We start from the raw sequence: 13,171 nt of genomic DNA, 5'->3' as shown, positions 1-13,171 counted from the left end.
ATTGCCTGCAATTAAAGAACTAAAGAGCCGAACATATATGCCTTTTACACTTGGTCAACGCTGGATTAGCGACACAGAGAGCGAACTAGGATTAGGGACGGTGGTAGCGCTGGATGCGCGCATGGTCACTCTCCTCTTCCCCGCCATCGGCGAAAACCGTCTGTACTCACGCAACGATTCCCCGATCACTCGCGTGATGTTTAACCCGGGCGACACCATTACCAGCCACGAAGGCTGGCAGCTCCACGTTGACAAAGTGCATGAAGAGAACGGGCTGCTGTCCTACACCGGCACCCGCCTCGATACCCAGGAAGCGAACGTCACCCTGCGTGAAGTGCTGCTCGACAGCAAACTGGTGTTCAGCAAGCCGCAGGACCGCCTGTTCGCCGGCCAAATCGACCGCATGGACCGCTTTGCCCTGCGCTACCGCGCGCGCAAGTTCCAGAGCGAGCAGTACCGCATGCCCTGGAGCGGCCTGCGCGGCCAGCGCACCAGCCTGATCCCGCATCAGCTGAACATCGCCCACGACGTGGGTCGTCGTCACGCTCCGCGCGTCCTGCTGGCCGATGAAGTGGGCTTAGGTAAAACCATCGAAGCCGGGATGATCCTGCACCAGCAGCTGCTCTCCGGCGCCGCCGAGCGCGTACTGATTGTGGTCCCGGAAACCCTTCAGCACCAGTGGCTGGTGGAGATGCTGCGCCGCTTCAACCTGCGCTTCTCGCTGTTTGACGACGAGCGCTACGCCGAAGCGCAGCATGACGCCTATAACCCGTTTGAAACCGAACAGCTGGTGATCTGCTCTTTAGACTTCGTGCGCCGCAGCAAGCAGCGTCTGGAGCATCTGTGCGACGCCGAGTGGGACCTGATGGTGGTCGATGAAGCGCACCACCTGGTGTGGAGCGAAGAGGCGCCGAGCCGCGAATATCAAGCCATTGAACAGCTGGCCGAGCGCGTGCCGGGCATTCTGCTGCTGACCGCGACGCCGGAACAGCTGGGGATGGAGAGCCACTTTGCGCGCCTGCGCCTGCTGGATCCGAACCGCTTCCACGATTTCGCGCAGTTTGTCGAAGAACAGCAGAACTACCGTCCGGTGGCCGACGCCGTCGCCCTGCTGCTGGCGGGCAACAAGCTGAGCGATAACGAACTCAATACCCTCGGCGATCTGATCGGCGAGCAGGATATCGAGCCGCTGCTGCAGGCCGCCAACAGCGATCGCGAAGACGCCCAGGCCGCGCGCCAGGAGCTGGTCTCGATGCTGATGGACCGCCACGGCACCAGCCGCGTGCTGTTCCGTAACACCCGTAACGGCGTCAAAGGTTTCCCGAAACGCGAGCTGCACACCATTCGCCTGCCGCTGCCGACCCAGTACCAGACGGCCATCAAAGTGTCCGGCATCATGGGCGCCCGCAAAACCGCGGAAGAGCGCGCGCGCGACATGCTCTATCCGGAGCAGATCTATCAGGAATTTGAAGGCGATACCGGCACCTGGTGGAACTTCGACCCGCGCGTCGAGTGGCTGATGGGCTACCTGACCAGCCACCGTTCGCAGAAGGTGCTGGTGATCTGCGCCAAGGCCGCCACCGCGCTGCAGCTGGAGCAGGTGCTGCGCGAGCGCGAAGGTATCCGCGCCGCCGTGTTCCATGAAGGAATGTCGATTATCGAACGCGACCGCGCCGCGGCGTGGTTTGCCGAAGAAGACACCGGCGCCCAGGTGCTGCTGTGCTCTGAGATCGGTTCCGAAGGACGCAACTTCCAGTTCGCCAGCAATCTGGTGATGTTCGATCTGCCGTTTAACCCGGATCTGCTGGAGCAGCGTATCGGCCGCCTCGACCGTATCGGCCAGGCGCACGATATCCAGATCCACGTCCCGTACCTGGAAAAGACCGCGCAGTCGGTGCTGGTGCGCTGGTACCACGAAGGTCTCGACGCCTTCGAACATACCTGCCCGACCGGACGGACCGTTTACGACAGCGTCCATGACGAGCTGATCAACTACCTTGCGGCGCCGGAATCCACCGACGGCTTTGACGATCTGATCAAGTCCTGCCGCCAGCAGCATGACGCCCTGAAAGCGCAGCTGGAGCAGGGCCGCGACCGTCTGCTGGAGATCCACTCCAACGGCGGCGAGAAAGCTCAGGCCCTGGCGGAGAGCATCGAAGAGCAGGATGACGACACCAGCCTGATCGCCTTCTCGATGAACCTGTTCGATATCGTCGGCATCAACCAGGACGACCGCGGCGAAAACCTGATCGTCCTCACCCCTTCCGACCATATGCTGGTCCCGGACTTCCCGGGTCTGCCGGAGGACGGCTGCACCATCACCTTCGAGCGTGACGTGGCGCTGTCCCGTGAAGACGCGCAGTTCATCACCTGGGAGCACCCGCTGATCCGCAACGGCCTCGACCTGATCCTCTCCGGCGATACCGGCAGCAGCACCATTTCCCTGCTGAAGAACAAGGCGCTGCCGGTCGGCACTCTGCTGCTGGAGCTGATCTACGTGGTCGAAGCGCAGGCGCCGAAGCAGCTGCAGCTCAACCGCTTCCTGCCGGCGACCCCGGTTCGCATGCTGCTGGATAAAAACGGCAACAACCTCGCCGGCCAGGTGGAGTTTGAAAGCTTCAACCGCCAGCTGAGCGCGGTCAATCGCCACACCGGCAGCAAGCTGGTCAACGCGGTTCAACAGGACGTTCACGCCATTCTGCAGCAGGGCGAAGCGCAGATCGCCAAGGCGGCGCAGGGGCTGATCGACGCGGCGCGTAGCGAAGCCGACGATAAGCTGACGGCGGAGCTCTCCCGTCTGGAAGCGCTGAAGGCGGTCAACCCGAACATCCGTGACGACGAACTGGCGGCGATTGAAAGTAACCGCCAGCAGGTGCTGGAGGCGCTGGGACAGGCCGGATGGCGTCTGGACGCGCTGCGTCTGATCGTCGTCACTCACCAGTAACGGAACGCAAAATGGCGATGGAAAACTACAATCCGCCGCAGGATCCCTGGCTGGTGATCCTGTATCAGGATGAGCACATCATGGTAGTCAACAAGCCGAGCGGCTTGTTGTCCGTGCCGGGTCGTCTTGATGAACATAAAGACAGCGTGATGACGCGCATTCAGCGCGACTTCCCGCAGGCCGAATCGGTGCATCGCCTTGATATGGCCACCAGCGGCGTGATTGTGGTGGCGCTGAATAAGGCGGCGGAACGCGAACTGAAGCGTCAGTTCCGCGAGCGCGAGCCGAAGAAGCAGTACATCGCCCGCGTCTGGGGCCATCCGCAGCCGGCGGAGGGCCTGGTGGATTTACCGCTGATTTGCGACTGGCCGAACCGGCCAAAGCAGAAGGTGTGTTATGAAACCGGCAAAGCGGCGCAGACCGAGTATGAGGTGCTGGAGTACGCGGAAGATAACACCGCCCGCGTGCGCCTGAAGCCGATTACCGGACGGTCGCACCAGCTGCGCGTGCATATGCTGGCGCTGGGGCATCCGATCCTTGGCGACCGCTTTTACGCCACGCCTGAGGCGCTGGCGATGGCCCCGCGCCTGCTGCTGCACGCTGAGACGCTCACCATTACCCACCCCGCCTACGGCAACGCGATGACCTTCCGCGCGCCGATCGACTTTTAGGACCTCCCCGGCAGCGCTTTGCCGCCGGGGAATACTGACCCGTTAATCGCGGGCAAACCACGCGTCAATCATCTGCTCAACGCGGGCAACGACGAGATCGGTGTCGTGACGACGACTGCGCGCGCAGGCGTGCGCCGGCTCATCGCACAGCAGGCAGCGGCGCTGCGACTCGCCCAGCGACTGGCGTCCCACCTGGCCGCTCTGCGGACAGATCACATCGATATCCCACAAGCGTCCCAGCGGATGGCTCTGCTCCAGCGTACTGCACATCGCTTTGATTTCGCTGGCCGGGTGCGCCACGCACCACAGCGCTTCAGGCCCGGTCGGCAGCCACAGCACCTGACGATCCAGCGTTTGCCAGCGGTGCTTCCACAGCAGTTGATCGCAGGCCTGGAGGGCTACGCCCATCATGTTGCGATAGCGAATGCTGTCCTTCACCGCCCCGGGGGTCACCAGGGTCAGGGAAATAACAGGCTGCTGATAATGGGCCAACCAGTCGGCCTGGCGGGCTGCACGCTGCTCTTTCGCCGCCAGCAATGCGTCGATGCTGACGCCCGCCTGGGCGGGAGTATCCACTGACATTAATTCCTCTCCTACATATGATAAATGCGACAGCGCCTGGACTGTCATGATGATGGTTGCGATAGCCGATCGCGCGCTGATTGTAACGCTAAATGCGGAGCATTTAGGATACAGAACGCAGATATTTTCTGCGTTCTGTAGCGGAAAATAGCAGGTTTATCGCTGAGCGTAGCGTTATATCACGCCAGATAGTGGCTGAGGAACAGCAACCCCAGCGAGACATTTATCGCCCCGCCAATCCGGGTAGCGATCTGCGCGAACGGCATCAGGCTCATGCGGTTGCCGGCGGTCAGGATCGCCACATCGCCGGTGCCGCCCTGCCCGCTCTGGCAACAGGAGACAATCGCCACATCGATCGGGTGCATCCCTATCTTTTTACCGACCAGGAAACCGGTCGCCACCAGCGCGGAGACGGTGCTGACGATCACCAGCAGGTTGGTGAAGGTGAAGGCGTTCACCAGCTCCTGCCACGGGGTGATCGCCACGCCGACGGCAAAGAGGATCGGGTAGGTGACTGCGGTGCGGAAGAATTTATACACCATCTGCGATCCCTCCTGCAGGCGCGGAGAAACCACATTAGCCAGCTTTAACAGCACCGCGAGAAACAGCATGCCCACCGGCGCCGGCAGACCAATCAGTTTGTGGCCGAGCATTCCCATCATATACAGCAGCACCGCAAGCAGCGCGCCGGAGGCCAGCGTCCCGACGTCGGTTTTGCCGCTCACGCCTTCGCTCTCGCCGAGGCTGCGGGTTTCATGGCTGCGGTTCGGCATCAGCTGCCCTTCGCCGGTCAGATGCGGGAAGCGCTTGCCGAGCTGGTTGAGGCAGCCGGAGATGACGATCGCCGTCAGGCTGCCGAGCATCACCATCGGCAACACCCGGCCCAGGGCCACTCCCTGCTCCATATGCATCAGCGCGGCGTAGCCCATCGACAGCGGGATCGCCCCTTCCCCTACGCCGCCGGCCATGATCGGCAGCACGATAAAGAAGAACACCTGGAACGGATCCATGCCCAAGAGCGTGCCGACGCCGATGCCCACCAGCATGCCAACCACCTCGCCGCACAGCATTGGGAAGAAGATCTTCAGGAAGCCCTGAATCAGGGTGGTGCGGTTCATACTCATGATGCTGCCGACGATAATGCAGCAGATATAGAGATAGAGGATGTTGGTGGATTTATAGAATTTGGTGGTGGATTCAACGACCACGTCCGGCAGCAGGCCGTAATGGACCAGCGCGGAAGGAATAAAAGTGGCGCAGATCGCCGCCGCGCCGAGTTTTCCCAGCACCGGCAGGCGTTTGCCAAACTCGCCGCAGGCGAAGCCAAAGAAGGCCAGCGTAGCCACCATCACCACGATATCGCTCGGCAGTTTACCGCCAAGGCAGTCGAGAGCGATCAGCCCCCCGGCCAGCAGAAACAGCGGCAGCGGGACGATCCCTACCTTCCAGTTATCCATGATGTGCCACCAGCGCTGCCTGAGCGTGGTTTTCGGCGTATTGATCGGTTCTAGGGTTGCAGAGAATGCGTTGTCTGTGGTGCTCATAAATTCAGCCCTGTCGTTATTATTCATTTTCAGCGTAAAGGGACAGCGGCGTCGTTAATGTGAAGCTCCCCGAATTAAAAAAGAAGTTTTAATGGTCACTATGGTTTTTATGGTTTCTATTCGCTGATCCGCGCAGGGGTGATATATCTCTGATTTATTATTGTGGTTTTTATGGTTTTTATTTCCCGCCACGCGTTATTTCCGCCGCGACCACTGGCGGTAGCCCGCGCCTGCGCCGCTGATCACAACTTTCCCTTAACATTTACGTCACGTGACAGAAAAATGATAGAGTGCCGGTATGGTGAATACGTCGTCCGGGACCTATGAAATTATCTTTTCAATATAAGCTGTTTATTTCGCTGGTCGCTTTTTTCTCAGTCCTGTTTATCGCGCTGGGTATTTATTATTACTTTGACGCCAGCCGCCAGCTTTATCAGGAAATGAGCGCCAGGGCCAAAATTCAGGCCGAAGAGATAGCCCTGATGCCAAATTTACGTCAGCAGGTCAGCCGGCATGACCCACAGGCGATTCAGTCGTTTATGCAGCAAATCGCCGCCCATAGCGACGCCAGCTTTATCGTCATCGGCGACCGCCAGGGGATGCATCTGTTTCATTCCGTCCATCCGGAGTGGGTCGGCACGCGGCTGGTCGGCGGCGACAACCAGGCGGTACTGGAGGGAAAGTCCATTACCACCATTCGCAAAGGCGGCCTGGGCGTCTCGCTGCGTAGTAAAACGCCCATCATCGATGACGCGGGGCGGGTGATCGGCATTGTCTCCGTCGGCTACCTCACCAGCTATCTCGACAGCATTACCCTGAGCAAAGTGATCAATATTTTTATCGCCGCCGTCCTGCTGCTCACCGCCCTGTTTATCTTCTCCTGGTACTTTACCCGCAGCATCAAGAAACAGATTTTTTCGCTCGAGCCGCGGGAGATAGGCCTGCTGGTGCGCCAGCAAAAGGCGATGATGGAGTCGATCTTTGAGGGGGTGATCGTCATCGATCGCCAGCGGCGCATTGAGGTGATTAACCATGCCGCCCGCAGCCTGCTGGGACTCAGCCAGCCCGCCCGTCAGCTGCGCGGCCAGTCCATCGACAGCGTGATTTCCCCGCAGCCCTTTTTCGCCAGCGGCGACATGCTTGAGCGCGACACCCATGATGAGCTGTGCCGCTTCAACCAGTTGACCGTGCTCGCCAGTCGGGTGCGCATTATGCTGGAGAACACCCTGCAGGGCTGGGTGATTACCTTCCGTGACCGCAATGAAATCAATGCCCTCACCGCCCAGCTGAGCCAGGTGAAGCGCTATGTCGACAATCTTCGCATCATGCGCCACGAGCAGCTCAACCGGATGACCACCCTCTCCGGCCTGCTGCATATGGGCCATTATGACGAAGCGATCCGCTATATTCAGGCCCAGTCGGAGCATGCTCAGGAGCTACTGGACTTTATCTCCTCGCACTTCCACTCGCCGACGCTGTGCGGTCTGCTGCTCGGCAAAGCCACTCGCGCCCGCGAAAAAGGCGTGGCGCTGAGCTTCGACCCGGCCTGCCGCATTGACCGTCCGCTGCCGTCGCTGATGGAATCCGAACTGATCTCCATCATCGGCAACCTGCTGGATAACGCCATCGAAGCCACGCAGCGCGCCGAGCTTCCGCATGAGCCGGTGGAAGTTCTGATCCAGCTCAACGCACGGGAGCTGATTATCGAAGTGGCCGACCGCGGCGTCGGCATCCGCCCCGATATCCGCGAGCGCATTTTTGAACGCGGCGTCACCACCAAAACCCGTGGCGATCACGGCATTGGTCTGTATCTTATTGAACATTATGTCACTCAGGCGGGCGGCACCATCGAAGTCGCCGATAACGCGCCGCGGGGAACGATCTTCACCCTGTTTATCCCGGCCGACGCGCCCGCCTGTCCGCAACCGGAGGCCCACGATGCATCATGACCTGGTCGATGTGCTAATCATTGAAGATGAGAGCGAGCTGGCGCGCCTGCACGCCGAGCTTGTGCAGAAACACCCGCGCCTGCGGCTGGCGGGCATGGCGGCCTCCCTCGCTCAGGCCCGTCAGTTGCTCCACGCCACGCCGCCGCAACTGGTGCTGCTGGATAACTATTTGCCGGACGGCAAAGGGGTGACGCTGATGACCGACCCGGCGCTGGCGACCAGCCAATGCTCGGTGATCTTTATCACCGCCGCCAGCGATATGGAAACCTGCAGCCAGGCCATCCGCAACGGCGCCTTCGACTATATTCTTAAGCCGGTATCATGGAAGCGGCTGAGCCAGTCGCTGGAGCGTTTTATCCAGTTCTACGATCAGCAGCGGGAGTGGAAAATCGTCGATCAGCAGAACGTCGATTCCCTCTATCAATTGCAGGCGAAGAACTATCGTATGGATAGTGGCAGCAAAGGGATTGAAGAGAAAACGCTGGCGCTGGTGCAGGGTCTGTTTAGCGGCCGGGAAGCGCACTGCTTTTCCGTTGATGAGGTGGTCAGCGCCGCCGGGCTCAGCAAAACCACCGCCCGCCGCTATCTTGAACACGGCGTTGAGACCGGTTTTCTGGAGGTGGAGATGCTGTACGGAAAAATCGGCCATCCGCGGCGGCTGTATCGCCGCGCACAGGCCAAACGCTAATCCCCTCGCCGGGTGGGAGGGGCTGGAAAACTCAGAAGCCGCGCTGCTCTTTAATCAGCTCCCAGGCCTTCTGGATCTCCTGGGCTTTCTGTTTGGCCATCTCCATCATCTCCGGCGGCAGCCCTTTCGCCACCAGCTTGTCCGGATGGTGCTCGTTCATCAGCTTACGATAGGCGCGCTTCACCGTCGCCGCGTCGTCAGTCGGTTTCACCCCCAGCACGTTGCAGGCGTCCTCCAGCGTTGGACCGCGCTGCGCCTGCTGCCAGCCGGCGTTGCCGCCGTGCTGACCATAAGATTGCTGCTGCGAACCGCCGCCGAACTGGGCGCCGCCCTGCATCATTCGCAGGAATTGATCGAACTGGGCGCGGGAGATGCCAAGCTCATCGGCGATGACGAACAGCACTTCACGTTCGTTAGGGTGCAGTTCGCCGTCAGCGAACGCCGCCTGCAGCTGAATTTCCAGAAACATCCGAATCAGATCGAAGCGACCAAAGCAGACGCTGCGCAGCTGGCGCATCTTCTCGCGCAGCGGATAATTGTCGGCCTTGCCGTCGCGAAACGCCTGCTGCGCCGCGGTGCGCGAAGCGCCGTGCAGATTCATGCGATCCATCAGCACATTGGCGACGTGAATATCCGCTTCGGTAACGCGGCCCTTGGACTTGGTCAGATGCCCCATCACTTCAAAGGTGGTGGAAAAGAAGAGCGACTGACGCTCCTGCTGATTGGCGAAGAGATTCAACCGGCGGCTGCGCGCCCGGTCAAACATATGGCCGACCAGGAAGCCGAGCACCACGCCCCAGAACCCACCGCCCATCAGCAAAGCCACTGCCACGCCAATCACTTTACCCAAATACTGCATAGACTCCCCAACTGTTTGTCGCCGTTAAGCACGAATATGACCGCACGTTACCCGGCACTCGCGCCTCGGTCAATTGTGGGACATAGCCTATAATTTGCTTTATCATACTCGTCATTCAACAGGGTGCCTAACGCTCGGGCTCGAAACGGGCAGGATTAACACTAGCGTGATAAAGTTGAGTAAGTTAGGCTCTGACCGTTTGCAAGCCGCTGCCACAAGATGATGGAACAATAAATACAACGTATGAAAAAACGTATTCCCAGCCTCCTGGCTACGATGATTGCCAGCGCCTTGTATAGCCAACAAGGCCTCGCTGCCGATCTCGCAACGCAATGTATGCTTGGCGTGCCAAGCTATGATCGTCCGCTCGTGGAAGGTCGGCCTGGCGATCTGCCGGTGACGATTAACGCCGATCATGCGAAGGGCAACTACCCGGACAACGCCGTCTTTACCGGTAACGTCGATATTAACCAGGGGAATAGCCGCCTCCGCGCCGACGAAGTTCAGCTGCATCAGCAGCAGGCCGCGGGCCAGGCGCAGCCGGTGCGCACGGTGGACGCGCTGGGCAACGTGCACTACGACGATAACCAGGTGATCCTCAAAGGGCCAAAAGCCTGGTCGAATCTGAATACCAAAGATACCAACGTCTGGCAGGGCGATTATCAAATGGTCGGACGCCAGGGACGCGGCACCGCTGACCTGATGAAACAGCGCGGCGAAAACCGCTATACCATTCTGGAAAACGGCAGCTTTACCTCCTGTCTGCCGGGCTCCGACACCTGGAGCGTCGTGGGCAGCGAAGTCATCCACGATCGCGAAGAGCAAGTTGCCGAGATCTGGAACGCCCGCTTCAAGCTTGGCTCCGTGCCGATTTTCTATAGCCCCTACCTGCAGCTGCCGGTGGGCGATAAGCGTCGTTCAGGCTTCCTGATCCCGAACGCGAAATACAGCACCAAAAACGGCGTGGAATTCTCCCTGCCGTACTACTGGAACATCGCGCCAAACTTCGATGCCACTATCACCCCGCACTATATGAACAAGCGCGGCGGCGTGATGTGGGAAAACGAATTCCGCTATCTGACCCAGCTCGGCAGCGGCTTAACGGAGTTTGACTACCTGCCGTCGGATAAAGTCTACGAAGACGACCACTCCAGCGACAGCAACAGCCGCCGCTGGCTGTTCTACTGGAACCACTCCGGGGTTATCGATCAGGTGTGGCGTCTGAACGCTGACTACACCAAGGTCAGCGATCCTGACTACTTCAACGATTTCAGCTCGAAGTATGGTTCCAGTACCGACGGCTATGCGACGCAGAAATTCAGCGCCGGGTATGTCAATCAGAACTTTGACGCCACGGTCTCAACCAAGCAGTTCCAGGTCTTCGATCGGGAGTCGAGCAACTCCTACTCGGCTGAGCCGCAGCTCGACATCAACTACTACCAGAACGATGTCGGTCCGTTCGATACCCATCTGTACGGCCAGGTCGCCCATTTTGTTAACTCGAACAACAATATGCCGGAAGCGACCCGCGTTCACTTCGAACCGACGATCAACCTGCCGCTGTCCAACGGCTGGGGGAGTCTGAATACCGAAGCCAAGCTGCTGGCGACCCACTACCAGCAGAGCAATCTTGATAAGTACAACGCCGCCAACGGTACGGACTACAAAGAGTCCGTTAGCCGCGTGATGCCGCAGTTTAAAATCGACGGCAAAATGGTCTTTGAGCGCGACCTGCAGGAGGGGTTCACCCAAACGCTGGAACCGCGCATGCAGTATCTGTACGTGCCGTACCGCGATCAGAGTGAAATCGGCAGCTACGACTCCACGCTGTTGCAGTCGGACTACACCGGCCTGTTCCGCGACCGTACCTATAGCGGTCTGGACCGCATCGCGTCGGCCAATCAGGTCACTACCGGTATCACCTCGCGCGTGTATGACGCCGCCGCGGTGGAACGTTTTAACATTTCCGTTGGTCAAATCTACTATTTCACCGAGTCACGCACCGGTGATGACAACATCAACTGGGAGAACAACGACACCACGGGTTCACTGGTATGGGCCGGCGACACCTACTGGCGCATTGCCGATAACTGGGGTCTGCGCGGCGGGATCCAGTATGATACGCGTCTGGATAACGTCGCAACCGGCAACGGCACCATTGAATACCGTCGCGATGAAAACCGCTTAGTCCAGCTTAACTATCGTTACGCCAGCCCGGAATATATTCAGGCCACGCTGCCGTCATATTCCACTGCGGCGCAATATAAAGAGGGTATTTCGCAGGTCGGGATGACCGCCAGCTGGCCGATCGTCGATCGCTGGTCCGTGGTCGGGGCCTACTACTACGATACCAATACCCGGAAAGCAGCAAACCAGATGTTGGGTGTCCAGTATAACTCCTGCTGCTACGCCATCCGTCTTGGCTACGAACGTAAAGTCAACGGTTGGGATAGCAACAACAATGGCGGCGAGAGCAAATACGACAACACCTTCGGAATCAATATCGAATTGCGCGGTCTGAGCTCTAATTACGGCCTCGGCACCCAGCAGATGCTGCGTTCGAACATTTTACCGTACCAGAGCTCCCTGTGATGCGGCTGGTTTACAACATCATCCGCATTTGCGGTTAATCGAAATGGAAAAAGTATGAAGAACTGGAAAACGCTGCTTCTCGGTATCGCCATGATCGCGAATACCAGTTTCGCTGCCCCCCAGGTGGTCGATAAAGTAGCGGCCGTCGTCAATAATGGCGTCGTACTGGAAAGCGACGTCGATGGTTTGATGCAATCGGTTAAGCTCAATGCTGGTCAGGCTGGCCAACAGCTACCGGATGACGCGACCCTGCGCCATCAGATCCTCGAAAGACTGATCATGGACCAGATCGTGTTACAGATGGGGCAGAAGATGGGCGTGAAGGTCTCTGACGACCAGCTCGATCAGGCCATCGCCAACATCGCCAAACAAAACAATATGACCATGGATCAGATGCGCAGCCGTCTGGCCTATGAAGGCATCAACTACAACACCTACCGTAACCAGATCCGTAAAGAGATGCTGATTTCGGAAGTGCGTAACAATGAAGTGCGTCGTCGTATCACCGTGCTGCCGCAGGAAGTGGAAGCGCTGGCCAAACAGATCGGCGACCAGAACGACGCCAGCACCGAGCTTAACCTGAGCCACATCCTGCTCCCGCTGCCGGAGAACCCGACCTCTGATGAAGTCGCCGCGGCTCAGGAGCAAGCGAATGCCATCGTTGAGCAAGCGCGCAACGGCGCCAACTTCGGTAAACTGGCGATCACCTACTCCGCCGACCAACAGGCGCTGAAGGGCGGCCAGATGGGTTGGGGTCGTATCCAGGAGCTGCCGGGCATTTTCGCCCAGGCGTTAAGCACCGCGAAGAAAGGGGATATCGTCGGTCCGATCCGTTCCGGCGTCGGCTTCCACATTCTGAAAGTGAATGACCTGCGCGGTGGGACCCAGAACATCTCCGTCACCGAAGTGCATGCCCGTCATATTCTGCTGAAGCCATCGCCAATCATGAACGATGCGCAGGCTCAGGCTAAGCTGGAGCAGATTGCCGCCGACATTAAGAGCGGGAAAACCACCTTCGCTAAAGCGGCGAAAGCGTATTCTGAAGATCCAGGCTCGGCGAACCAGGGCGGTGATTTAGGCTGGGCCACGCCGGATATCTTCGACCCGGCGTTCCGCGATGCGCTGATGCGTCTGAACAAAGGGCAGACCAGCGGACCGGTGCACTCCTCCTTCGGCTGGCATCTGATCGAACTGCTGGATAGCCGTCAGGTCGACAGAACCGACGCCGCGCAGAAAGATCGTGCTTACCGTATGCTGATGAACCGCAAATTCTCTGAAGAAGCGGCAACCTGGATGCAGGAACAGCGCGCCAGTGCGTATGTTAAAATTCTGAGCAACTAAT

At 59.0% G+C, this 13,171-nt stretch carries 9 protein-coding genes; 6 read left to right on the top strand and 3 right to left on the bottom strand.

The genetic code is table 11. From position 1 onward, the window contains the following. The first annotated feature begins 37 nt into the window (after positions 1 to 37). Together rapA and rluA are read left to right on the top strand one after the other, a co-directional pair. A complete protein-coding gene (rapA, locus tag QLG03_RS13440; RefSeq protein WP_032453828.1) occupies positions 38 to 2,944 on the top strand; it encodes an RNA polymerase-associated protein RapA in 2,907 nt (968 codons plus the stop codon). 11 nt (positions 2,945 to 2,955) lie between these two features. Beyond that, positions 2,956 to 3,615, top strand: a complete 660-nt coding sequence (gene rluA, locus QLG03_RS13435; RefSeq protein WP_023291957.1) for a bifunctional tRNA pseudouridine(32) synthase/23S rRNA pseudouridine(746) synthase RluA — start codon at positions 2,956 to 2,958, stop codon at positions 3,613 to 3,615. A gap of 42 nt (positions 3,616 to 3,657) precedes the next feature. Here rluA and citX read toward each other — a convergent pair whose 3' ends face one another. After that, positions 3,658 to 4,197, bottom strand: a complete 540-nt coding sequence (gene citX / locus QLG03_RS13430) for a citrate lyase holo-[acyl-carrier protein] synthase (protein WP_004204286.1) — start codon at positions 4,195 to 4,197, stop codon at positions 3,658 to 3,660. 179 nt (positions 4,198 to 4,376) lie between these two features. Further along, on the bottom strand, positions 4,377 to 5,741 hold the full coding sequence (locus QLG03_RS13425; RefSeq protein WP_048296670.1) for a 2-hydroxycarboxylate transporter family protein: 1,365 nt from the start codon (positions 5,739 to 5,741) through the stop codon (positions 4,377 to 4,379). 323 nt (positions 5,742 to 6,064) lie between these two features. On the opposite strand from QLG03_RS13425, the gene QLG03_RS13420 reads away from it, so the two are divergent. Together QLG03_RS13420 and QLG03_RS13415 are read left to right on the top strand one after the other, a co-directional pair. Further along, positions 6,065 to 7,690 (top strand): sensor histidine kinase, encoded by a 1,626-nt coding sequence (locus tag QLG03_RS13420; protein ID WP_117136447.1) that lies wholly within the window; start codon positions 6,065 to 6,067, stop codon positions 7,688 to 7,690. Then, positions 7,680 to 8,378 (top strand): response regulator, encoded by a 699-nt coding sequence (locus tag QLG03_RS13415; RefSeq protein ID WP_023291954.1) that lies wholly within the window; start codon positions 7,680 to 7,682, stop codon positions 8,376 to 8,378. The genes QLG03_RS13420 and QLG03_RS13415 overlap by 11 nt, the downstream gene beginning before the upstream one ends. Before the next feature lie 31 nt (positions 8,379 to 8,409). On the opposite strand, the gene djlA is transcribed toward QLG03_RS13415, so the two are convergent. Beyond that, positions 8,410 to 9,237 carry a co-chaperone DjlA gene (djlA, locus tag QLG03_RS13410; protein WP_008807470.1) on the bottom strand — a complete coding sequence of 276 codons (828 nt, stop codon included), beginning with the start codon at positions 9,235 to 9,237 and terminating at the stop codon, positions 8,410 to 8,412. A 243-nt stretch (positions 9,238 to 9,480) separates the two neighbouring features. Between djlA and lptD the strand changes: the two genes are divergently transcribed. Beyond that, on the top strand, positions 9,481 to 11,829 hold the full coding sequence (gene lptD, locus QLG03_RS13405) for an LPS assembly protein LptD (protein WP_032429098.1): 2,349 nt from the start codon (positions 9,481 to 9,483) through the stop codon (positions 11,827 to 11,829). Between the two features lie 54 nt (positions 11,830 to 11,883). Then, positions 11,884 to 13,170 carry a peptidylprolyl isomerase SurA gene (surA, locus tag QLG03_RS13400; protein ID WP_023291952.1) on the top strand — a complete coding sequence of 429 codons (1,287 nt, stop codon included), beginning with the start codon at positions 11,884 to 11,886 and terminating at the stop codon, positions 13,168 to 13,170. The last annotated feature ends 1 nt before the right edge of the window (position 13,171 follow it).

It is taken from the genome of Klebsiella sp. V115_8, from assembly GCF_029967715.1.
Lineage (GTDB): Bacteria > Pseudomonadota > Gammaproteobacteria > Enterobacterales > Enterobacteriaceae > Klebsiella > Klebsiella quasipneumoniae.
Note: the sequence above shows the minus strand (reverse complement) of the source record. Positions and strands in the feature narration are given on the sequence as shown.

What these genes read in the sequence shown, in the direction of transcription:
- QLG03_RS13425 (WP_048296670.1), bottom strand. Translation starts at nt 5,741, where the DNA reads ATGAGCACCACAGACAACGCATTCTCTGCAACCCTAGAACCGATCAAT.
- citX (WP_004204286.1), bottom strand. Translation starts at nt 4,197, where the DNA reads ATGTCAGTGGATACTCCCGCCCAGGCGGGCGTCAGCATCGACGCATTG.
- djlA (WP_008807470.1), bottom strand. Translation starts at nt 9,237, where the DNA reads ATGCAGTATTTGGGTAAAGTGATTGGCGTGGCAGTGGCTTTGCTGATG.
- lptD (WP_032429098.1), top strand. Translation starts at nt 9,481, where the DNA reads ATGAAAAAACGTATTCCCAGCCTCCTGGCTACGATGATTGCCAGCGCC.
- surA (WP_023291952.1), top strand. Translation starts at nt 11,884, where the DNA reads ATGAAGAACTGGAAAACGCTGCTTCTCGGTATCGCCATGATCGCGAAT.
- rluA (WP_023291957.1), top strand. Translation starts at nt 2,956, where the DNA reads ATGGCGATGGAAAACTACAATCCGCCGCAGGATCCCTGGCTGGTGATC.
- rapA (WP_032453828.1), top strand. Translation starts at nt 38, where the DNA reads ATGCCTTTTACACTTGGTCAACGCTGGATTAGCGACACAGAGAGCGAA.
- QLG03_RS13420 (WP_117136447.1), top strand. Translation starts at nt 6,065, where the DNA reads ATGAAATTATCTTTTCAATATAAGCTGTTTATTTCGCTGGTCGCTTTT.
- QLG03_RS13415 (WP_023291954.1), top strand. Translation starts at nt 7,680, where the DNA reads ATGCATCATGACCTGGTCGATGTGCTAATCATTGAAGATGAGAGCGAG.